The sequence below is a fragment of the Hyphomonas sp. L-53-1-40 genome (assembly GCF_000682775.1).
GTDB lineage: Bacteria > Pseudomonadota > Alphaproteobacteria > Caulobacterales > Hyphomonadaceae > Hyphomonas.
In genome coordinates this window covers 175,650-196,289 of record NZ_AWFI01000017.1, presented here as the reverse complement: position 1 = coordinate 196,289, position 20,640 = coordinate 175,650, and the positions used below count along the sequence as shown (strand labels likewise).

Here is a 20,640-nt window from a genome sequence, read left to right as displayed (position 1 = left end):
TCATGACTTCACGCAGCTTCGGTCCCGCCTGTTTCGCTTCTGTCGCACTGGTGGGGCTGGCTGCGTGTACATCTGTGCTGGCGCCGGTGCTCAAACCGAACGTCACCACGGACGTCGTGAAATTGGAGGGCGGCAACTGGCAGCTGGATCCGGCTCACGCCGCCCTCACCTTCAAGATCGATCATCTTGGCTACTCGACTTATATTGGTCGGTTCGAACGATTTGATGTTCAGCTGAGCGGCGCCGCTGACAATCCAGCCGACGCGAAGGTCGAAGGCAGGGTGGACATGAGTTCGCTCGACATCGCAAATGACGAGTTTGCCGAAACGCTTATGGGAGCAGACTGGTTCAACGCCGCCAACTTCCCCGAAGCCCGGTTCCAATCGACTCGCATCGTGATGACCAGCGAAACCACAGCGGACGTCGAAGGCATCCTGACCCTGCATGGAAAGAATGCCCCGGTCACTCTCGCCGTGACCTTCAATGGCGCGGGCTTCGACCGGCTACGCAACGCGCAAGTGGCCGGATTCTCGGCTACCACGGAGATTGACCGGACCGTTTTCGGCATCAGCCGGTTCAGCGGACTGATCACAGATATAGTGCGCGTTGAAATCGAGGCGGAACTGTTAAAGACTCCCGGCGTAACTTGATCTGACGGGTCTACCCTCCCTATCAGGGAACAGGATCAGAACTAATATCAGGAGATTCGGGGATGCTGGGTGAAATGTTGGCGGAGGTCTTCTCCGTATCGGGCCTGTTTACGTTATTCATGCTATTGTTGCTTCAGGCCGTGCTCGGCTTCGACAATTTGCTCTACATTTCCATCGAATCAAAGCGGGTCGGCGAAGCAAAAGCGCCGATGGTGCGCCAATGGGGCATCGGCCTCGCAGTGCTGTTCCGGATCGTCCTGCTCTTCGTCATCGTCGCGCTGTTCGATGCTCTGGCCGAGCCTTTGTTCGGCTTCCATCTATCAGGAATAATCGAGGGAGAGTTCACCTTCCAGAGCATGATCACCTTCGTCGGTGGGGCCTTCATCATCTACACGGCGATCAAGGAAATCTCCCACATGTTGACGGTGGAGCACATCGAACACAGCGAGGGCGGCAAGTCGAAATCTGTGTTGCAGGCAATTGGCCTTATCGTGGCAATGAACCTCGTCTTCTCGTTCGACTCCATCCTGTCGGCCATGGCCATTGCGAATGAGGAAATCGCGCGCATCGTGAATTCCGCAGGTGAGACGATTGGCACGTTCAAGGGCACGGTCACCGATTGTAAGGAAGCCCTGATCGCTCAGCCAATAGCAGATGCGGTCGCATGCCGGCCGGGCAAGGACTACCAGGTCTGGTTGATGGCAATTGCGATCATCGCGTCAGGCATCGTCATGGCGTTGATGGCAAACGCGGTGGCGGACTTCCTGAAGAAAAACCGGATGTATGAGGTCATGGGTCTGTTCATCCTGTTTCTCGTCGGTGTTCTGCTCGTCACCGAGGGCGCACACCTCGCCCACATGAAACTGTTCGGCTACACGATCGAAGCCATGTCGAAGTCTTCCTTCTACCTCGTCATCTTCGTACTGGTGGTCACTGACATCATCTCAGTACGCTACCAGCGCCGCCTCTGGGCGCAGCGCGAGGCTGAAATTCTGGGTGGAGGCACAGAAGAAGCGTCGAAAGTGGGCGCTGAAGCCAATATGTAGGAATTTTCGGGCAGCCCCCTGCCTAGCGCAGAAGGGCTGTCCGCCGATTGATGCGCACCGCCATCCGATTGCCCTTCCGGCCAATCTCGCCTTCGGCAACAACTGCACCATCGCGGCCACCGGTCAGCAGCTCAACGGGCTGATCGGCTGGCACGCCCAGCAGCAGGGTTGAACCCGGCTTGAGATTGGCGAGGCGTGACATGGGTACGCTTAGGGTTGCCACGCGAGCGGTCAGCACAGCCGTCATCGCCCCTGCCCCAACAACCGGAGCGACCTCGCGGGAGATGCGCTGTTGCGAGCGCGTCGTCGGCACATCGCTGGACAGGTCAAACAGGTCATCCTCAGCCAGGATCAGGCGCGCCGACATCTTGATGTCATCGACGCGCACATCGAGATCGAGAATGGATGTCATGCCCGGTCCGGCAAGGGCGCAGGCGAACTCCGCATCGGTTTCGATGCGAGAGAATTTCAGTGAGGATGCCAGCGCCGCTCCCAGGGGGCGTACCAGGCCTTCGAGGAGCGCAGCATCCATCGGCGTCAGAGCGCGATGATGATGGCCCTGTGTCGGCTTTCCGCCACAGGCAGTCTCAATCAGTGCATTTGCGAGCGACGCGCTGATCACCAGCATGGCCGCAATTTCACCACCGGGCGCAGAGTAGCAGGCGATGGCAGAGCCACGACCGGCGCATTCCGTTTCCAGTCCCTGGTCGAAACTGCCACGCGCGCTGGCGCGGGCAAGCGCTGCCGCCTTCAGACCGCAGCCGTCTCTCAGCGCCAAAGTCAGACGAGAGGCAATACGGCGCGCATCCTCTGTAATTTCGGTCGGTTCAGTCGGCGCCAGCTTCCGCAAACTCGGAACATCAACGTCCGTAACTTTGACAGGCTCGGGTTCCGGCTCTGGCATGTCGTCCAGATTGGGACGCAACAACGCTTCGATCTCGGCTGCGCTCAGCACGCCGCGAGATGTCGGGATTGGACGATCCGGTGTAATTGGCTCGAACGTCGTCGGCATGTCGAGCATAATGTCGGCCTCCCGTCTGGGAGACATGTCCCAGCCGTCATCGGCAACAAGAGGCAGATCATTGGTCATGGTTCGGTAAGCCGACTTCCGTGTTCCAGCCTGTTTTGCGTCAGATACGGTTAACGACTGGTTAGGAATTTCCGCTTTGGTGCGGTCATTGTCAGCCATGATTCCACTCGAAACTCCGCCAGCGTTAATGCAGGTCCGCTTCGCGTTAAATATCACATGCCGTCGTTAAGGCCTTGATTACCATGCTGTAAGACATCCTTTGGACCTTGATGCCATTATGTCTTCAACGCATGAGGCTCCAAGCATAACCGCCGAAGCGTTGGGTTGATGGGCAAACCGATCAGGATCACCGCCGCTTTTTATTTCGGAAATGGAACACGCAGGATCAGTCGTCGCGGAGCGTGCGTTCCTTCCGCTCATGGCGCTCTTGCGCTTCTAGGCTGAGCGTTGCTGTCGGACGCGCTTCCAGACGACGCAGGCCAATTGGCTCACCCGTCACTTCGCAATATCCGTAGGAACCGTCATCGATGCGGCGGAGCGCGGAATCGATCTTGGAGATCAGTTTGCGCTGACGGTCACGGGTGCGCAGCTCAAGGGCCTTGTCGCTCTCCGCAGAAGCGCGGTCGACGATATCCGGCAGCGAACCTGACTCATCCTGCAGATTATTGATCGTCTGCTTCGCACCGTCGAGGATATCGGCCTTCCAGTTCTCCAGAAGCCGCCGGAAGAAGGCGAGCTGACGCTCGTTCATGAACTCCTCGTCATCCGAGGGGCGATAGTCGTCCGAAAGGTCAACACTCATCGCTTATCACCTTACTCTGTTTGGGGGCGGATATAGACTGCCTAGCGATTCTCTGCAATTCCTGATGCTGTGTAATTTTTGTCAATGTTTTCAGACAATTGAGGCGAAATCATGTAATCCTCATGAGATTGTCACTGATCCTCGGCACCTGAAACCGACTATTCCCGTGCAATTTACAGGCCGGGACTTGATCTTTCTCACGACGACGCGCTCTATAAACGCCTGTCCAAAACACAACTGATGCACTGGTTTCAGCGTAGATGGCCCGACGCCGGAAAACTATGGATAAGTCGTCCGGCTGGATGCAGGCAGTAGTGTTCAACTCACTGCTGGTCCTCATGCCAGTGATCGCTGCGCAAAGTCTCGCCATGGCATTCTCTGGCGAGAGCTTTTCAGAGTCCCCCACCATTGAGTCGATTGATCAGACCCGCCGCAACATCGACGAAACGTTTGCGTCAATCGCCCCGCGCAATGGCGGCGACAAGTATAAATTCTGGCACGACATCGTTGAACGTGAACTGATGGATATGGATGTCGCGGCAGCACGCGGCTTCCTTCTGGCAGCGCCGCAAATGCTTGATCGGGAATCGGTGCGCGAACTCGAAGCCGATTCCAGCGGTGTGAAGTTGGACCGTCCGGATGACCGGATGGCCGCGGCCGCGCTCCGTAAACTGCCACTTGATATCGGTCTGAAGTTTGAAAAGGCACAGGCATCCGCCGGCCCAAGAAACACGCCCTCTTACGCAAGCATCGTCGAGGAAGAAGAGGCCTCCGAAGATCCTGCCGACACGCAAGATGCCGATGTGCCAAGCGAAAAGCTCGAAGTGACCGTATCGGGCAATACGCGACCGTCAGACCGCCGGTTTGTGCTGCTGGGCAGCTTCTCTGATCTCGCCAACAATTCCGAACGCTGGCTGAAGGGTGACCGGGTGGATCCCATTACGCTGAAAATCACGGCACTCGCCCTGATCGGCGCGGAGGGATCTGATGGTGTATCAGACGGCAATGTAAGAGCCGCCTCAATCCTGAAGTCCGCGCGCAGGGCACGGCGCATGACACCCGAATTCACCGCTTACATGAAGAGCCGGCTCAATGATGCCTTGCCTGACGATGTATTGCATCCAGCGCTGGAAGAAGCGCTCGGTGAGCTGGCCACGACAAGTGTCCGCGTCGACCGGGTAAGGAATGCTTATCTCAACTCCATCGACGCGGGTGGCCTGCAGCAGCTCGAGAAGGACCTGAGCCAGATCGACCGCATCGGCACGCTGACCAGCACACCGGCGGCCATCACTTTGATTGAACATGTGAAGGACAGTTCAGACTTGCGGCGCGCGCGCTTGCTGGCTGAAGCTGGCGGAGACCGGTCGGTTGCCTTGGTCAAGCAGGATGGTCCAGGCGCGCTGCGGATCGCCGACACCGGCATCAAATGGACGCAACAACTGATGCTGCAGGTAATGGGACTGACCGCGTCTGGTCTCGCCCTGCTTTATGTGATGATTGCGACCTTCCGACGGAACGTCCGGCTGCCGAAGAAGAGCGTGGAGCCCTCCGGCATCTGATCCCTACAGACTGAATGCCCCGCGAATGCCATCAATCAGGAGCTGCACCGAAAGCGCCGCAAGGATAACGCCCAGGATTCGTGTGAGTGCCCCGGCAACACTCGCGCCCATGAGACGCACCAGCGGCCCGGCAATCAGAAATATGACCAGCGTCAGCAGGAGGTTGAGCCCAATCGCCGACAACACGATCCCCTTCTCGATCCAGTCCGACTTGTCCGACATGTAGAACATGGCGGTTGCAATGGAACCGGGGCCTGCCACCATGGGAATCCCCAGCGGGAATACCGAAATGTCGTCTGGCTCGGGATCGGCGGAGTGCGTCCCGAGATGCTCTTCGGCCCGGTGTTCGCGTCGCTCGGTGCGCTTCTCGAACACCATGTCCAGTGCGATCATGAACAGCAGAATGCCGCCAGCCGCCCGAAACGCATCAATGGAAATATGCATTGCGCCGAGCAACCAGGATCCGCCAAACGCAAAACCGTAAATGATGATCGTGGCCACGATGATGGACTTCACCGCCATCCTTCGCCGATAGGCGGCGTCGCCGCCCGCCGTAAGCGTCGCAAACACAGGTGCGACCCCCAATGCATCGATCAGCACGAAGAAAGTGACAAATGTCGCGGTAAATAGGGAGAGAAGGTCTGCGCTCATGGGCGCCGACCTAGTCCTTTTGACCCGTTGCGTCGAGGATTTCCTGCACGAGCGGCGCAACGATCACTGAGTCATTCAGGCCTTCAAAGCGGGAAAGGTCTGCGCCGCCAGTCGCGAGCGAGAGCATCATGCGGTGACCGCGCAACCTCTGGAGTAGGCCGTCGGTTCCGCGATGCCCGTCAGCACTGGCGGTACGCCCATTGCCGAGATCGACAACAAGGCCTTCGCCCTGCCCGGCTTCCAATAGCGATATCCCCTCTTCGAGGGAGACCGGCTTGGTGTCGGGGATGGGATCGATACGCATCACACTCCCCATCACTCCGCGCCTCGCGCGTCAGCCATCATGAGTTTGCGGCAACGGCTCAGCGCGCGGTAAAGGCTTGAACTGGCAACATCGGCCGAAATTTCCAAGACTGCATCGCGATCCTCATCGCAATCACACGCCGCAAGCAGCCCGGCCAGAGCTTCCGCGGTCTGCGCATAGGCCGGGCCATCGACCTCTCCCAGCAGATACATTTGCATAATGGCGAAATAGGTGCGGCCTGCCTGAGTAGTCGCCTCATTCGGGCGCAAAATATCTTTCTCACGCAGGACACGGGCGCGATTTTCGAGCAGGAGAACGCCGCGCCGATCGCCATTTCTGACAACCGCGCCGTTCACCACGAATGTTTCGCCCGGTTTGAGGGACAGCTTCAATGGCATGGCGTCTGATTCCACTCCTGCAGATTTCGGTAAAATTTGCAGAAAGGCGTTAACGCTTGATTGCGATCCGGTTAGCCGGGTCGAATGAAAACAATCAACTGCACGCTTGGAAGTGTGCCATGCGCCCGTTTCCCATATGCATAGGATCATACGGCCTGCGTCAAATCCGGTCCGTCATGGTCCTCTCGGACAACCCAACCAAACCCAGCGCGGCGCTCATCTGAAGCTTGAGGCACTGCGGCGGCACGCATGGCCATTCCCTTTTACCACACTCACGAAACCGGCAGAAATGATTTCGATGCTGCACTGCGGTGACAGGCCTTTCGCCACGTAAGCGCTTGCTCCTGACTTCCGCGACACTATTGTTGAATCAGACCCAGATGAGGAAGAGTTCATGCGCTTTGAAGGCACCCAGGATTACGTCGCCACCGAAGATTTGAAAGTGGCCGTCAACGCCGCGATCGCTCTGGAGCGTCCGCTCCTGATCAAAGGGGAACCCGGCACCGGCAAAACGGTCCTCGCCATTGAAGTTGCCAAGGCGCTCGGCGCCGAACTGATCGAATGGCATATCAAGTCCACCACCAAGGCGAGCCAGGGTCTTTATGAATATGATGCCGTGTCTCGCCTCCGCGATGGCCAGATGGGCGAAGAGCGCGCCAAGGACGTGGCCAACTATATCAAGAAGGGCAAGTTATGGGAGGCGTTCACCGCCGAGAAGCGCCCGATCCTGCTGATCGACGAGATCGACAAGGCCGACATCGAATTCCCGAACGATCTCCTGCAGGAACTCGACCGAATGGAGTTCTATGTCTACGAGACCGACCAGACGGTGAAGGCCCTTCAGCGCCCGATCGTGATCATCACATCGAACAATGAGAAAGAACTGCCGGACGCTTTCCTGCGCCGCTGTTTCTTCCACTTCATCAAATTCCCGGACGAAGAGACGATGCAGGAAATCGTCGACGTGCACTTCCCGGACATCAAGAAGAAACTGGTCAAGGACGCGCTGACGACCTTCTACGCCATGCGCGAATTGCCGGGTGTGAAGAAGAAGCCGTCGACGTCGGAATTGCTCGACTGGCTGAAACTTCTGATGAATGAGGATATCGACCTCGAAACGCTGCAGGAAACTGACCCGGACCGTCTGACGCCGCCGCTTCATGGCGCGCTGCTGAAGAACGAACAGGACGTCGCCTTGTTCGAACGTCTCGCCTTCCTCGCCCGTCGCGGCGACAGCAGCGGAGGCCGCAGGGGCCCGGCTGGCTAGGCTTTATTGCCTTCAGCCCGGGCTTGTTCCTGGCGAAGCTTGCTGTAGAAAAATTCTACTTGTTTGGCAGTCAACGCTCTGTGAGAGGAGTTGCGTATAGCCTTGCAAAGATCCCAAGGGTTCATAACCTGCACGAGCGGGTTTTCACCATCGACATCGATCTTCCAGCCTGGAAACACCACAATTGCTCGCACAGGTTCTTTAAGTTTGAGCCCCATAGCCACAAGGTGTTCTCGCAACTCGGTTCGCGAACTCGGGTGAGGAAATCCTGCGGTCTATCGATAGTCCTGAGTGATCTCGCCCGGCGGCTCGGCTGTCGCCCGGCCGGTCACGTCTTCGCCGCTGTTTAGTCCGAAAAGCAAAGCTTGTTGCCGTCCAGGTCCCTGACATAGGCCGAGTATCGCGGTCCACGTTGGCCAGGTAGTCCTTCACAAGTGCCACCAAGTTTGATCGCCAGTGCATGGACCCGTCTGACTTCCTCAGCGGTCCCGACATTGAAACCAACCATGGTCCCGTTACCGACGCTGGCAGGCTGTTGGTCAAAAGGACGGGCCACCGCAAATGCGAAGTCCTCGCCCAACCAATAAGTCATCCTGTCTGCCGGGGAAAACTGGTTCAGACCGGCCCCCTCAAAAAGAGACCCGTAAAAACCCATGGAAGCGGACACGTCATTTGTTCCGACGACGAAATAGTTCATCTTCATGTTGCGATCTCCTCTACACCTAACTTGTGGCGACTTTGCTTGCGGTTCGTGTTGAACCCCTCCTATTGAGAAACGCGACACTTTATGTCGTATTTCTTTTATGGTGAGAACGAACGCGACGAATCGACTGCGACGGTTGGAGTTACTGGCCGTACATTTGAAGCAGAATGCGCACTGCACGGTCAAAGACCTGGCCCACCAACACGGGGTGAGCGAGCGAACCATAACGCGGGACCTGTCCCTCATGCGGGACCAAGGCATGCAGATTGACGCAGACCGAGGGCGTGGCGGTGGAGTGCGCCTAAACCGAGAATGGGGTGTCGGCCGGATAAACCTCACATATATTGAGGCCGTCGACCTGTTGATTAGTATAGCCGTCGCAGAGCGGATGAACTCACCCATGTTTCTGGCAAATCTCGACTCGGTCAGGCGGCAACTGGTAGCCTCTTTCTCACCTGCAAAGCGCGAGGATATAGACCGCCTCAAATCCAGAATCCTAGTGGGTGTCACGGCATCGACTTACGTCCAAGCAAGTGTCACCGCTCCACCGAAAGCTGTCGTTCACGCTCTGCATCAAGCGTTCGTTGATCAGGAAACGCTGGAAATAGGATACCAGCGAGAAGATGGCGTAACCTCTAAGCGACTGATTGATCCGCACTATCTCTTGCTGAAATATCCGGTCTGGTACGTTGTTGCGTTCGACCATATGCGCGATTCACCGCGCACATTCCGTTGCGACCGGATGCGCGCGGCAACAATCACTGGCAAACGTTTCAAACTGCTATCAAAGGACAAGTTCCCACTGTCACTGGAGGGTAACGAGCTCATCGTGTGATCGGCATGTTAGGCTGGGACGTCCCATGACGAGAAAGCGACGCATCTAGTCCTGCGTGATATCGCCGAGGGGTTGGGCCTTTGCCCGGCGGTTCACGTCTTCGCGGCTTTTCAGGAAGTCGGCCATCTTGGTCTTGTCCTGACGTTCGTCGAACCAGGTTTTCCATGCAAGCGTCATCCAGGCCGCGTGGAAGGCCAGTCCGAAGACGATTGAGACAAGTCCCGGAATAGGTCCGATATGCGCACGGCGCACGAACTCGCCGAGCGTCAGCACATCCGTGGGGTGGATGGCGATTTTGGCGAAATAGGCTGCGCCCTGAATGGCGAAGATCCAGCCATAATTACGGCGCAGACGCCGCCCGATCGCGCGGGGCATTGATATTCGGTATTGCGGCTTTTCGTAATCATCCGACAGCGCCGTGCCCCGGTCGAGCGGAATGCGAGCCCCTTCCCCGCGCAACATCGGTACGTAAAACGCGATCTCAAGCACACGCGCCCGGAAGCGCCACACATAGAAGAAACGGTAGCGACGCGCCTCGAGTATCAGGAACATGATGCACAATGCGCCGACGAGTACGATCGGAAAGGGCGAGGCACGATCACTGGCAAATGAGACGGATAGACCGATGCCGGTGGAGATCACGGCCCAATTGGTGGTCTGGTCGAGACGTTGTCGCCAAATGGTCGAGCGATAGACTTCGGCGCGATAGAGATGCGCCAACGCGCCGACCTCCTTGCTGCCAACAATAGCTTCTGGCGGGTCGCCGTCCGGATCTTCGGAGAATTCGATATCGCTCATTTTGGCATTCTATGGCGGGAGTCTCCGCCTCGCCAAGAGGCAAAGCGCCCCGGACTCAGCTGTCCTCGTTCGATGTCACCTGTTTTTTGTCTCGCATTGTCCTCAACGGGATCGGCACAGACTCTTCTCGGAAAGACAGGGTCGATTGCGGGAACGGGATGGTAATTCCAGCTTCATCCAGTGCGTCCTTCACAGCAAAGGCGACTTCATCATAAGTTTCCCGTTGCTCTGCCGGGCGGCTGCCGGACCACCAGAGCAGCTTGAAGTCTATTGAGGAGCCGCCGAAGGAGACGCATTGCACGTCCTTGGTCTCGGATTGTTTTACGGTCTCGCAAGCCTCAAGCGCCTCTTGCAGGACGGCTTTCGCCTGACGCATATCGGTGTCGTAATCGACGCCAACAACCAGTTCCTGACGTTTCAACCCGCGATCTGTCTCAATATTCACCGGGTTCTTGAAGAGATAGGAATTTGGTACGATCACCAATTCGCCGTCGGTCTCTCGCACATGAGTTTCGCGGATGAGAATGTTTTCTACCCGACCGTAGACGTCCTCGCACTCGATCACGTCGCCAATGCGCAGCTTTTCCCGGCCAAGGATAATGACGCCAGCGAGAAAATTCTCGAAGACATCCTTGAACGCGAAGCCGATCGCCACGGAGGTCAATCCAAGGCCGGCAATAATGTCGGAGGGAGACACAGACGGAAAGATGACCGTCATCGCGATGGCGACGCCGACAATCCACGCGGCAATGGAAATGAGATTTCGTGCCAGCGTGATTAGCGCGTCGCGCACATGAGCGCGCGTCATGGCAGCGGATACGATAGCCCGCACGACGCGACCCGCGATCAGCGTCACGACGAGTATCGCCAACGCAATGGTCAGGTTCGGCAGGCTTTTAAAGAAGGCGGAAGCCATGCTTTCGACTTCAGTCTTCAAATCCTCAATGGGAGTAAATTCCATGGGCTTTCAACGCGCTGACAAGCCTCGAGTTCCCGCTAGGCGCAATAACCTCTCTGAAGGATGGCACCATAGCCCTCCAGCGCGGTACGAACATGGTGGGTGTCATCTGCATCCGCCTCACGCCGGATACGACTGGCCAGGACACCTGCATTTCCCGTAATCCGATGTCGCCACAACGCATAGCGCAGCGAGTCCGGATCCGCCGTCAGCGCGACCGCGCGATCAAACTCCGCCAAGTCGCAGGCCTCCATGGCAAGTTCAGCCAGCGCATATCCGAAGTCTGCCTGTTCGAACGACCGGTCGAGCCCGGACGCGCGCTGGCGTGGCCCAGCCAGCTCGTACATTGTCTCGATCACGCGGCGTCGTACCGTCTCATTCGGAGCCAGACGCGCACCGGCGGCCATGATCTCGGGCCTGCCAATATTGAAGGGGCGCCCTCCAGAACGGGCATCCCGGAGAAAAGCATCCCAGTCGCCCTCGGCCAGCGCCATCCGGGCTTTCTCCGTCGCATAAGGCGTATCAGTCGTTTGGCGCGGCTCAGGCACCGCGAGTCGAGATCTCCAAGCGCGTTTCAACGCAACATCACGGCTCATGGAAACGACTTCCAGAAAGGGCCGCGCCAACCGAGTCTGTTTGTCTGACGGCAGAACAGAGGCAGCTGACCATATCGCGTCGAGCATGCAGGCTGTCTCTTCGGCCCCCTCGCAAGACTGGCCGTCCAGCGCATTTGCGGGCCCCGTCTCAAACAAGGTGAGGCCAATCAAGACTACTACGATCATCGCTTTCATGGGGACTGATTAGCAAATCCAGCTGAACCGAGCATGAGTGCGTCACTCAAGAAGCCACCACCCGCAGGCGGGTAAAATGTTGGTCCCAACCCTTGTCATGGCTTGTAAGCATATCGAACACGTCGCCAGTGAAGGCCTCAAAACCGGAGTGAACAAGCGTGAGTTTCGTGCCGCCGAAGGCCTCTTCCAGCTGCCACGCCACTTCCGTTTCATGGCCACCGAGAAAAGCGTGCGTAAAGGTGTAGACCAGCCTGTGCGGCGGTTCGGACACGAGAACCCGTCCCCAGCACATTTTCGGATCCGGCTTACCCTTGTTCTCTCGCAGCAGGGCGTAGTCCTGGCCTGCGTCCAACAATTTATCAGATTCATGGAACCAGCGGGCGAGCTTCTCCGGCTCGACGAGATAAGTCCAGACGCGCTCCGGCGCGGCGTTGATAAAAATAGTTTTTGTAAGTGTGGCGTCAGTCATCGGATCCCTCCACAGCCTGTTTCAGTTTGGCGAGCTTGTCGTCCCAGAACTGACTGAAGAAGGTCAGCCATTCCGCAACGGGTTTCAGTCCTTCCGGATTGAGTCGATTGATCGCTTCCCTGCCTTGGCGCTCGACCATGATGAGATCGGCCGACTCCAGTTGAGCAAGGTGTTTGGATACCGCTGGCCGGCTCATCTCGAACTGGCTGGCAATATCTGAGACGCGCAATTCACCGTCCACCAGCATCGACATGATCTGTCGGCGGGTTGGATCAGCAATGGCGCGGAAGACATCTGTGTCAGACATATTATGAAACCTTTCAGTTTCCTTTTATAGGAAACCAAATGGTTTCCCGTCAAGTCGTCAATCTGCTTTTCCCAGCGTCATCTTGGACATGAGGGCTTCGCGACGCTATCTTCAGGGTCAACCCAATCGAAGAGACCCGCCCATGTTCCTGAACTTCTTCAATGAGCTGCGCGAAGCCAAAGTGCCCGTCACCCTGAAGGAATACCTTCTGTTGATGGAGGCGATGGACAAACAGGTCATCGATATGGATGTGGAGGATTTCTACTACCTCTCCCGCGCTGCGCTGGTGAAGGACGAACGCAATATCGACAAATTCGACAAAGTCTTTGGCCATGCCTTCAAAGGGCTCGACAGTCTGGCTGACGCAGTGGACGTCGAAGATATTCCCGAGGAATGGCTGCGGAAAATGTCCGAGAAGTTCCTGAGCAAGGAAGAAATGGACGAAATCGAAGCCATGGGCGGCTTCGAAAAACTGATGGAAACGCTGCAAAAGCGTCTCGACGAGCAGAAGAAGCGACATGAGGGCGGCAATAAATGGATCGGCACCGGCGGCACTTCGCCCTTTGGTGCCAATGGCTATAATCCGGAAGGCGTCCGCATCGGCCAGGAGAAATCCCGTCACCGCCGCGCCGTGAAGGTGTGGGACAAGCGCGAATTCAAGAATTACGATGATTCCGTCGAACTCGGCACACGGAACATCAAGGTCGCCATGAAGCGGCTGCGCAAATGGGCACGCAAAGGCGCGCCGGATGAACTCGACCTTGACCAGACGATCCGCAACACTGCGCGCAAAGGCTATCTCGACATCGAGATGCGCGCGGAAAAACGCAACACGGTATCGGTCCTGCTGCTGCTCGACGTGGGCGGATCAATGGACCCGTATGTCCGCATCATGGAAGAACTCTTTTCGGCGGCTCGGTCCGAGATCAAAAATCTTGAATATTATTACTTTCACAACTGCCCCTATGAAGGGCTGTGGAAGGACAATCGCCGCCGTATGAACAATCGCATTCCCACTTGGGACGTCCTGAACAAATACCCAAGCGACTACAAGGTCATCGTCGTTGGCGACGCCACGATGAGCCCGTATGAGATCACCTATTCCGGCGGCTCGGTGGAGCATTGGAATGAGGAAGCTGGCGGCATATGGATTCAGCGCTTTGTTGAACGCTATCCGAACCTTGTCTGGTTGAACCCGGTCAAGGAAGGCGCTTGGGAATATACTGGCTCCATCAAGCTGATCCGGGAACTGATTGGTGGCCACCGCATGTTTGAACTTACGCTGGATGGTCTTGACGAGGCCATGAAGGAACTCAGCCGCTAGGGCTTACCAACCGCCACCGCCACCGCCGCCGCCACCGCCTCCAGAAAAGCCGCCACCTCCGCTGCCCGAGGAGCTGGAGCTTTGTGGCAGAGAGCTGCTGACGCCCGTGCTCATGCTCGACATGATGGCATCATTCATGCCCCCGACACTGCCGAAAGAGCGACTGCCGAAATGTCCCCATGCCGGCGAATAGTTGGCGGCCTCGGTGGGCAGCGTCTTCTCAAAATACTCTGTCCACGGCTTTTCCACATTGAGCGCCACAGCATAAGGCAGGAACCGTTCGTAGCGTTCAACGCTCATCGGAGGTAGCGCATCGCTGCCGACTTCCACTGAATTCATCTGCAACTTCTCAGCCTTCTCCATGTACAGTTTGAAGCCTTCAATCTCTGTTCGCACCTTTTGCCCCTTGGGCGTCGGCGCTGGCATCAGATACATGAAGAGTCCATTCATGGCCGCAAGCGCCAGGATGATGGCCATATGCCACCATGACCAGTTGATGGTTTGGGAAACGGCCAGCGCAATGCCGGCAATCGTCAGCACAACAGCGCCCAACGTATAGCCGAGGTTCCAGCGGAAGTACGCCTTCCCATATTTCCGGGAAATCGACTTTCGGAACAGGGAATATGCTGTCGTAAAGCTTGCATCATACTTGCCGCCCAGCGTGCGTGTCCCCGCGCCATCAAACAGATCGTCGTCAAGCTGCTTCTCGTCAGCTGACAGGGTCGCGGACACGCCGGACTTTCGAGTCAGAACGGTTGACTTCTTTTCAGACGCGTCGATATCGACGAGGCCTTTCGCGCCCATACTGATAAGTGTGGAGATCAGGGCGCCATGCCCGCGCAAACCGCGATAGTAGATGTGGTGCACAGCGGCAGGGGACAAACCTTTCGGCGGCTCATACCGCGCAAAGACCGGATCCTTGGGTGGGTCCTCGCCGACCTTGCGGAAGCTGCGCGTCAGGAAGGCAAGTACGCCGAGAAACGAGGCGATCAGCAAACCAAGCGACCCGTAGCGGAACCACCAGAGCGTACCCTTGTCCGACAGGGAAAGAGGCTCGATCACTCCCTTTTCCAGCCCGAGAGATACGGTCATCCCCTCCCCCGGTAGAAATCCCCGCGTGGCTTCGAACACATGCGCTCCACCACTTTGGCGGTAGGCATAGTCGCTGCCTACATCGCCAAACCCGCCGGTATACGCATCCTGCGAAACGATACGCGCGTCTTCTGGCAGGGTAATGCGCACTGCAGACTGATCAATCGGGAATAGCCAGTAATTGCCGGTCACATTCCAAAAGAGCTCGTCATGGGTTTCGAAATAGCGAATCTGGTTCTTCACCTCATACTCGATTTCGTAAGTATGGCTTCCATGCTGCAGAAACACGTCGGCATCGCCAATCCGGATACGGAAGGCATTGCCATCCCGCTCGACTGAGTAAGGCTCGCGACGTCCATCTCGGGTCACGCGCCTGACATCATATTGGTATGGCAGCTTGTCGCCCGTCTGCCCTTCGTCATCGGCATAGTATCGAGGTAGGTCGCGGAAGATACCACGCCGGATACGTGTGCCCTCGGAGGTGACCTGAATTGTCTCGGACACCTCGATGTCGCCATCAGTCTCCACGGAGATCGAAACATCGAAACTGTCGATCTTTTCTTCGGCCACCGCACTGAATACGAACAGGCACCCCATCAAGGACAGGAGCAACGCGCGAACGTTCATGAAACGCCTCCCATGTCGACCTCTGGCAATGCCCGATCGGCCATGTCCACTTCGAAATAGGCGCGTTGCCGAAACCCGAGCGGGCCGGCCACCAGGTTGGCCGGAAAACTCTGAACACTCGTGTTCAACTCGCGCACGGCACCATTGTAGAAGCGGCGCGCCATTTCGATCTTGTCCTCGGTGTCTGACAATTCTCTCTGCAGTTCGAGAAAGTTGCCGCTGGCCTTCATGTCCGGATAGTCTTCGGCAATGGCCATCAGGCGCGCGACTGGTTGGGACAGGGCGCTCTCTGCCGCACCCCGACTGGCGAGATCGTCCCCCGCTGCCATAGCCTGCGCGCGCTTTTCCGTAACTTCTACAAAGAGGTCTCGCTCGTGCGCGGCATAGCCTTTGACCGTGGTCACGAGTTGGGGAATCAGATTGGCGCGTCGTTTCAGCTGCACATCAATATCCGACCAGCCATTGTCCGCCATCTGTGATCGACTGACGAGCCGATTGTATATCAGGACCCCAGTCACGATCAGCACGGCCACGAAGCCGAGTAAGAGATAGGTCAGCACGTCGAAGGCCTCCGAGTTGGTCTCCTTTATCCTTAACTGCGCTTTTGGCCACCGCCATGCCGGGCGCGCCAGTCCTCGCGAGTCATCTCCCAGACCAGGGACCGACGCGATGTTCCGTCTGGTCGTACGCTCTCAATCTCCCCCATGCGAGCGAAACCCAGTCCATCGAGCATGCGCTGGGTCGGGATGTTTTCGAGGCTGGCCGTCTCGCACAGCAGATCGAGATCCAGCGCCTCAAACATCCAGTTGAAGCTCGCAATGGCGCCGCACGTTCCCTGACCCTTGGCGTGCTGCGACGGGTGCAACGCGCCGCCGAGCTCACCCGCCGCCAAGTCTGGCCAGACCTGCACGTCGCTGTATCCGAGGACTCGCCCATCGTCGGCTGCGCGGACGAACAGGAGGCCAGTGCCCGCCTCGCGCTCTTCAAGGTGCTGTTGGATGAACGCGACGGTGCTCGCCTCAGTGAGGGGGCGCGGCAGCGTGTAGATCGGCGTATGCACGGCGGGGTCCGACAACAGCGCAAAGAGACTAGCCGCGTCTGAAGTAACGGCAATTCGGGAAGCATCGGGCTGGTCCGTCAGTGTCTCGGCACCGCGCAAACGCGCCCGAATACCGTCGGCCCGCTCGGGCGATACATTCCGCCGCGTAATCGGAATAGAGTCGGTCATGCGAAAGACTGGGCCACAGGCGAACAGGTGCGACAAGAGCTCACGCGGCGATAAACCCCTGTCATTATGGGCATAAACACATTGACCGGACCCCCGGCTGCGGCCAGATGCGCGCATGACTGACTCCGCATCCGCCACTCGGCGCCATGGCAAGAACGCCTTCATGTTCGTGATCATAACGGTTGCGATCGACATGCTGGCTTTTGGCCTGATTATCCCTGTCGTACCGACTCTGGTGCAGGAACTTGGCAATATCTCAGCCGAACGCGCCACGCTCTATATAGGCGGGCTGGGCACGACATATGCCTTCATGAACTTTCTGTTCGGACCGATGCTTGGGGCATTGTCGGATCGGTTTGGACGCCGGCCCGTACTCCTCGCCTCGATCGCAACGCTCTCAATCGATTTCCTGATTATGGGTTTTGCAAATTCGATCTGGTTGCTTTTCCTCGGGCGCGCCCTTTCGGGAATTTCCGGCGCAACTTATTCCACGGCCAATGCTTACATTGCCGATGTCACTGAACCGGAAAATCGCGGCAAAGCCTTTGGCATGGTCGGTGCCGCTTTCGGCTTTGGTTTCATCTTTGGCCCGGTCATGGGGGGTATCCTGGGTGAATTCGATCCACGCGCGCCTTTCTTTGCTGCTGCGGCGCTGGCCTTGTTGAACTTCTGCTATGGCTTCTTTGTCCTCCCGGAATCGCTGGAGAAAGAACACCGCCGTCCGTTTGCCCCGTCCCGTTCCAATCCGTTCGGAGCCGTAAAGCATTTCTCGAAACTGCCGCATGTTTCCTGGTTTCTCGTTTCGGCAGGCGTGTTTTTCCTCGCCCACACGGTATACCCATCGACTTGGCCGATTCATGGCGAGATCCGATATGACTGGTCCCCGAAGGAAATCGGCTTGTCGCTTGGCTTGGTGGGGCTCGGCGCCGCTGTCGTCCAGGCCGGGCTGATCGGAATCGCGCTGAAACGCTTCGGTGCAGTAAGGACGGCGCTCTACGGGATTATCATCAATGCGCTCGCCTTGTTCGCCTATGCGTTTGCCGGGCTCGGTTGGGTCGTTTTCCTGATCATCCCGTTAGGTGCACTTGGCGGGGTAGCCAGCCCGACCTTGAACTCCCTCATGTCCACTGTCACTCCCAAGAACGCCCAGGGAGAATTGCAGGGAGCATCAGCCAGCCTGAACTCCTTCGCCATGATATTCGGCCCCATGATCATGGCTGGCGCACTGTTCTATTTCACCGAACCCGGCACACCGTTACACTTTCCAGGCGCGGCGTTTCTGTTAGCAGGCATTCTGACGGCGTTTTCGATTATACCCTTCCTGCGAGGGGTCGAGGCCAACAAGGGAAAGCTTCCAATAGACGAATAAAGCCGACCCACAGCGGAGCCGGCTTCATCGTGAATTTCGGTATGGATCAGCCTTTCGGCTTCATGACCAGGCCAGCGAGGATGCCGACAATTCCGCCCCCCACGCCGCCTTCCAGCAGTGTATTGATTATATTGATGGGTGAGGTTGAACTGGCCGCGGCATCGCCCAGAACCTGAATATTGGCTGCATCCAGTCCGTAGTGCGCACCAATGCCACCGATAATTCCGCCGATCAGTCCACCTGTGCCGCCGCCGCCGGTTAGCCGTGAAACCAGCGGGCCGATCACCAGACCCCCAATAGCACTCAGGATGAGTGGTATAATATCTTCCATAATTTGCCCTCCCTTAGGCATTTTGGGGGGCTCTGACGGCCCCTCCGATTGGAAAGAAATCGTCTTTCGGACCCAAGGTCCAGAAAATTTACCACAAATGAGAGTGTTGCAACTGCGAGAGACTGCGGGCAAAGACCGCTCATATGAGCGCCTCACGCCCCGCCCTCTTCCTTGATCGCGACGGCGTGATAAACGTCGATAAAGGTTATGTCAGCCGCATCGAGGATTTCGAGTGGATGCCAGGCGCCGCCGAGGCCATCGCCGCGTTTAACGCGCGCAACTGGTTCGTTTTCGTGGTTACCAATCAATCGGGTATCGCCCGCAACTATTACACAGAAGCCGACATGCACACACTGCATGAGTGGATGCTGGACGAACTGGCCCAGCAGGGCGCGCACATCGACCGGATCTATCACTGCCCCTTCCACGAGGAAGGGGAAAATCCAGCTTACCGAAAGGCCAGTTTCGACCGGAAACCCAATCCCGGCATGCTACTGGCCGCGATGTCCGAGTTTCCAGTCAAACGAGAGCAGAGTTTTCTCATCGGTGACAAGGAAACCGACATCGCCGCCGCGCGCGCGGCGGGCGTAGCCGGTTTCTTGTTCCGTGATGGAAATCTCGCTGAATTTGCCGAATGGACCCTCGCAGGTTTTGAAGACGGCAATCGCGGGTAGGAAAAGGGTTGTCCCGAGTTCCGTTTACGCAAAGGTAAGGCTGGCGTTGCGGTTATCACCTGATTAGTGTGCGGCGCAACAACGACGCTCATTTTGGAGGAAAGCACATGCGCGAAGCCGTTATTGTATCCTATGCCCGTACCGGCATGGCAAAAGCCAACCGGGGATCACTCAACAATACGCACGGGATTACCATGGCCGGAACGGCCATCAAAGGCGCCCTTGATCGTGCAGGCATCGAGGCCGGCCTGGTTGAAGACGTTTTCCTCGGCTGTGCACAGCCTGAAGGCGCGACTGGACACAATGTGGCCCGCAACGCCGCACTCTGGGCTGGCTGCCCGTCCACGACGTCCGGTGCCACGATCAACCGTTTCTGTTCGTCCGGCCTGCAGGCGATTGCCAATGCCGCACACACGGTCATCAACGAAGGCGCACCCGTTGCCATCGGCGGCGGTGTTGAATCCCTGTCCCTCGTCTCCCGCAGTGGCCACATGAACTTGCACCGCTACACCGAAAACGAACTGATGAAGAAGTGGCCTGCGATCTGGATGACCATGATCGAGACCGCTGAAATCGTCGCTGATCGTTATGGCGTCAGCCGCGAATACCAAGACGAGTACTCCGCTGAATCCCAGAAGCGCACCGCCGCGTTCCAGGAAAAAGGCTACATGGCCGAGGAAATCGTGCCTCTGAAGACCACAATGAAACTGGTCAACAAGGAAACCGGCGAAGAGACGCTGCAGGAAGTCGTATGTGATCGCGACGAGTGCAATCGCCCGGGCACGACGTTTGAAAGCCTTTCCGGCCTGAAGCCGGTCTTCTCTGGCGGCATGGTCGTCAAGGAAGGCAAATACGTCACCGCAGGTAACGCGTCCCAGCTGTCAGACGGCTCCGCAGCCGTTGTCGTGATGGAAGCCAAGGAAGCCGAGAAGCGCGGCCTGAAGCCGCTCGGTCGCTTTGTTGGTTTCAATGTCGCGGGTTGCGATCCAGACGAAATGGGCATCGGCCCAGTGTTCGCTGTGCCACGTCTGCTGGAGCGCCATGGCCTGAAGGTTGACGATATTGACCTTTGGGAACTGAACGAAGCCTTCGCTTCGCAGTGCCTCTACAGCCGCGACCGTCTCGGCATTGATCCCGAGAAGTACAATGTGAATGGCGGCTCGATCTCGATCGGCCATCCGTTCGGCATGACTGGCGCACGCTGCACAGGCTCGCTGCTCATGGAAGGCCAGCGCCGCGGCGCGAAATATGGCGTTGTCACGATGTGCATTGGCGGCGGCATGGGCGCAGCAGGTCTGTTCGAGATCTTCAGCTAATCTAGCTTAAGCTTAGACATTCAAACGCCCCGGACCCATGGTCCGGGGCGTTTTGTTTTTCCGCAGACCTGCTTGTGATAGCTTCCGCCGATGAGCCACAAAGGAGTCGCC

25 protein-coding genes are annotated in these 20,640 nt (G+C 57.5%); 9 read left to right on the top strand and 16 right to left on the bottom strand.

The window, feature by feature from the left end:
- Nucleotides 1-2 precede the first annotated feature (2 nt).
- Both L53_RS13025 and L53_RS13020 read left to right on the top strand, forming a co-directional pair.
- Complete coding sequence (locus tag L53_RS13025) at nucleotides 3-650, top strand: YceI family protein (RefSeq protein WP_051607941.1); 648 nt, start codon at nucleotides 3-5, stop codon at nucleotides 648-650.
- Between the two features lie 62 nt (nucleotides 651-712).
- Nucleotides 713-1,696, top strand: a complete 984-nt coding sequence (locus tag L53_RS13020; RefSeq protein WP_233347817.1) for a TerC family protein — start codon at nucleotides 713-715, stop codon at nucleotides 1,694-1,696.
- 22 nt (nucleotides 1,697-1,718) lie between these two features.
- On the opposite strand, the gene L53_RS13015 is transcribed toward L53_RS13020, so the two are convergent.
- Both L53_RS13015 and dksA read right to left on the bottom strand, forming a co-directional pair.
- Nucleotides 1,719-2,885, bottom strand: a complete 1,167-nt coding sequence (locus L53_RS13015; protein ID WP_084333447.1) for a FliM/FliN family flagellar motor switch protein — start codon at nucleotides 2,883-2,885, stop codon at nucleotides 1,719-1,721.
- Nucleotides 2,886-3,111: 226 nt separating this feature from the next.
- Complete coding sequence (dksA, locus tag L53_RS13010) at nucleotides 3,112-3,528, bottom strand: RNA polymerase-binding protein DksA (protein WP_034816146.1); 417 nt, start codon at nucleotides 3,526-3,528, stop codon at nucleotides 3,112-3,114.
- A 281-nt stretch (nucleotides 3,529-3,809) separates the two neighbouring features.
- Here dksA and L53_RS13005 point away from each other — a divergent pair, with 281 nt between their 5' ends.
- Entirely contained in the window at nucleotides 3,810-5,087 is a 1,278-nt protein-coding gene (locus tag L53_RS13005) for a hypothetical protein (protein ID WP_034816144.1), read from the top strand.
- Between the two features lie 3 nt (nucleotides 5,088-5,090).
- Here L53_RS13005 and L53_RS13000 read toward each other — a convergent pair whose 3' ends face one another.
- The 3 genes from L53_RS13000 to flbT are packed head-to-tail and all read right to left on the bottom strand — an operon-like array spanning nucleotide 5,091 to nucleotide 6,440.
- Nucleotides 5,091-5,738 carry a MarC family protein gene (locus L53_RS13000; RefSeq protein ID WP_034816142.1) on the bottom strand — a complete coding sequence of 216 codons (648 nt, stop codon included), beginning with the start codon at nucleotides 5,736-5,738 and terminating at the stop codon, nucleotides 5,091-5,093.
- Between the two features lie 10 nt (nucleotides 5,739-5,748).
- Entirely contained in the window at nucleotides 5,749-6,042 is a 294-nt protein-coding gene (locus L53_RS12995) for a hypothetical protein (RefSeq protein ID WP_034816140.1), read from the bottom strand.
- Between the two features lie 11 nt (nucleotides 6,043-6,053).
- The gene (gene flbT, locus L53_RS12990; protein ID WP_034816138.1) at nucleotides 6,054-6,440 is read right to left on the bottom strand and encodes a flagellar biosynthesis repressor FlbT; all 387 of its coding nucleotides are present in this window, start codon (nucleotides 6,438-6,440) and stop codon (nucleotides 6,054-6,056) included.
- Nucleotides 6,441-6,834: 394 nt separating this feature from the next.
- Between flbT and L53_RS12985 the strand changes: the two genes are divergently transcribed.
- On the top strand, nucleotides 6,835-7,707 hold the full coding sequence (locus L53_RS12985; RefSeq protein WP_034816136.1) for a MoxR family ATPase: 873 nt from the start codon (nucleotides 6,835-6,837) through the stop codon (nucleotides 7,705-7,707).
- Here L53_RS12985 and L53_RS12980 read toward each other — a convergent pair.
- Both L53_RS12980 and L53_RS12975 read right to left on the bottom strand, forming a co-directional pair.
- Nucleotides 7,704-7,925: a hypothetical protein gene (locus tag L53_RS12980; protein WP_034816133.1), complete on the bottom strand. Its 222-nt coding sequence runs from the start codon at nucleotides 7,923-7,925 to the stop codon at nucleotides 7,704-7,706. The two genes, L53_RS12985 and L53_RS12980, sit on opposite strands and share 4 nt — an antisense overlap.
- 128 nt (nucleotides 7,926-8,053) lie before the next feature.
- On the bottom strand, nucleotides 8,054-8,410 hold the full coding sequence (locus tag L53_RS12975; RefSeq protein ID WP_034816131.1) for a VOC family protein: 357 nt from the start codon (nucleotides 8,408-8,410) through the stop codon (nucleotides 8,054-8,056).
- 100 nt (nucleotides 8,411-8,510) lie between these two features.
- Here L53_RS12975 and L53_RS12970 point away from each other — a divergent pair, with 100 nt between their 5' ends.
- Nucleotides 8,511-9,245, top strand: coding sequence for a YafY family protein (locus tag L53_RS12970; protein ID WP_199285734.1), 735 nt, complete (start codon nucleotides 8,511-8,513; stop codon nucleotides 9,243-9,245).
- 45 nt (nucleotides 9,246-9,290) lie between these two features.
- On the opposite strand, the gene L53_RS12965 is transcribed toward L53_RS12970, so the two are convergent.
- From L53_RS12965 to L53_RS12945, 5 genes are read right to left on the bottom strand one after another with little or no spacing between them, the layout of a single operon-like run.
- The gene (locus L53_RS12965) at nucleotides 9,291-10,043 is read right to left on the bottom strand and encodes a DUF2270 domain-containing protein (protein ID WP_034816128.1); all 753 of its coding nucleotides are present in this window, start codon (nucleotides 10,041-10,043) and stop codon (nucleotides 9,291-9,293) included.
- A 55-nt stretch (nucleotides 10,044-10,098) separates the two neighbouring features.
- The gene (locus L53_RS12960; protein WP_034816126.1) at nucleotides 10,099-11,004 is read right to left on the bottom strand and encodes a mechanosensitive ion channel family protein; all 906 of its coding nucleotides are present in this window, start codon (nucleotides 11,002-11,004) and stop codon (nucleotides 10,099-10,101) included.
- A 35-nt stretch (nucleotides 11,005-11,039) separates the two neighbouring features.
- Nucleotides 11,040-11,792, bottom strand: a complete 753-nt coding sequence (locus L53_RS12955; protein ID WP_233347814.1) for a hypothetical protein — start codon at nucleotides 11,790-11,792, stop codon at nucleotides 11,040-11,042.
- 46 nt (nucleotides 11,793-11,838) lie between these two features.
- Nucleotides 11,839-12,261, bottom strand: coding sequence for an SRPBCC domain-containing protein (locus L53_RS12950; RefSeq protein ID WP_034816122.1), 423 nt, complete (start codon nucleotides 12,259-12,261; stop codon nucleotides 11,839-11,841).
- Nucleotides 12,254-12,568 carry a helix-turn-helix transcriptional regulator gene (locus L53_RS12945; protein WP_034816120.1) on the bottom strand — a complete coding sequence of 105 codons (315 nt, stop codon included), beginning with the start codon at nucleotides 12,566-12,568 and terminating at the stop codon, nucleotides 12,254-12,256. Before L53_RS12945 ends, L53_RS12950 begins: the two co-directional genes overlap by 8 nt.
- 142 nt (nucleotides 12,569-12,710) lie before the next feature.
- Here L53_RS12945 and L53_RS12940 point away from each other — a divergent pair, with 142 nt between their 5' ends.
- A complete protein-coding gene (locus tag L53_RS12940; RefSeq protein ID WP_034816117.1) occupies nucleotides 12,711-13,892 on the top strand; it encodes a VWA domain-containing protein in 1,182 nt (393 codons plus the stop codon).
- A gap of 3 nt (nucleotides 13,893-13,895) precedes the next feature.
- Here L53_RS12940 and L53_RS12935 read toward each other — a convergent pair whose 3' ends face one another.
- Genes L53_RS12935 through L53_RS12925 form a run of 3 tightly spaced genes read right to left on the bottom strand, consistent with a single transcriptional unit; the run spans nucleotide 13,896 to nucleotide 16,839 of the window.
- Entirely contained in the window at nucleotides 13,896-15,611 is a 1,716-nt protein-coding gene (locus L53_RS12935) for a DUF2207 domain-containing protein (protein WP_034816115.1), read from the bottom strand.
- Nucleotides 15,608-16,168, bottom strand: coding sequence for a LemA family protein (locus tag L53_RS12930; RefSeq protein ID WP_034816331.1), 561 nt, complete (start codon nucleotides 16,166-16,168; stop codon nucleotides 15,608-15,610). Before L53_RS12930 ends, L53_RS12935 begins: the two co-directional genes overlap by 4 nt.
- Nucleotides 16,169-16,203: 35 nt before the next feature.
- The gene (locus L53_RS12925) at nucleotides 16,204-16,839 is read right to left on the bottom strand and encodes a GNAT family N-acetyltransferase (RefSeq protein ID WP_198019813.1); all 636 of its coding nucleotides are present in this window, start codon (nucleotides 16,837-16,839) and stop codon (nucleotides 16,204-16,206) included.
- A 115-nt stretch (nucleotides 16,840-16,954) separates the two neighbouring features.
- On the opposite strand from L53_RS12925, the gene L53_RS12920 reads away from it, so the two are divergent.
- Nucleotides 16,955-18,208 (top strand): TCR/Tet family MFS transporter, encoded by a 1,254-nt coding sequence (locus tag L53_RS12920; protein WP_051607939.1) that lies wholly within the window; start codon nucleotides 16,955-16,957, stop codon nucleotides 18,206-18,208.
- A gap of 46 nt (nucleotides 18,209-18,254) precedes the next feature.
- Here the strand turns inward: L53_RS12920 and L53_RS12915 are convergent, their stop codons facing one another.
- Nucleotides 18,255-18,539: a hypothetical protein gene (locus L53_RS12915; RefSeq protein ID WP_034816109.1), complete on the bottom strand. Its 285-nt coding sequence runs from the start codon at nucleotides 18,537-18,539 to the stop codon at nucleotides 18,255-18,257.
- A gap of 143 nt (nucleotides 18,540-18,682) precedes the next feature.
- On the opposite strand from L53_RS12915, the gene L53_RS12910 reads away from it, so the two are divergent.
- Together L53_RS12910 and L53_RS12905 are read left to right on the top strand one after the other, a co-directional pair.
- Complete coding sequence (locus L53_RS12910; RefSeq protein ID WP_034816106.1) at nucleotides 18,683-19,213, top strand: D-glycero-beta-D-manno-heptose 1,7-bisphosphate 7-phosphatase; 531 nt, start codon at nucleotides 18,683-18,685, stop codon at nucleotides 19,211-19,213.
- A gap of 107 nt (nucleotides 19,214-19,320) precedes the next feature.
- Nucleotides 19,321-20,529, top strand: a complete 1,209-nt coding sequence (locus L53_RS12905; protein ID WP_034816105.1) for an acetyl-CoA C-acyltransferase — start codon at nucleotides 19,321-19,323, stop codon at nucleotides 20,527-20,529.
- The last annotated feature ends 111 nt before the right edge of the window (nucleotides 20,530-20,640 follow it).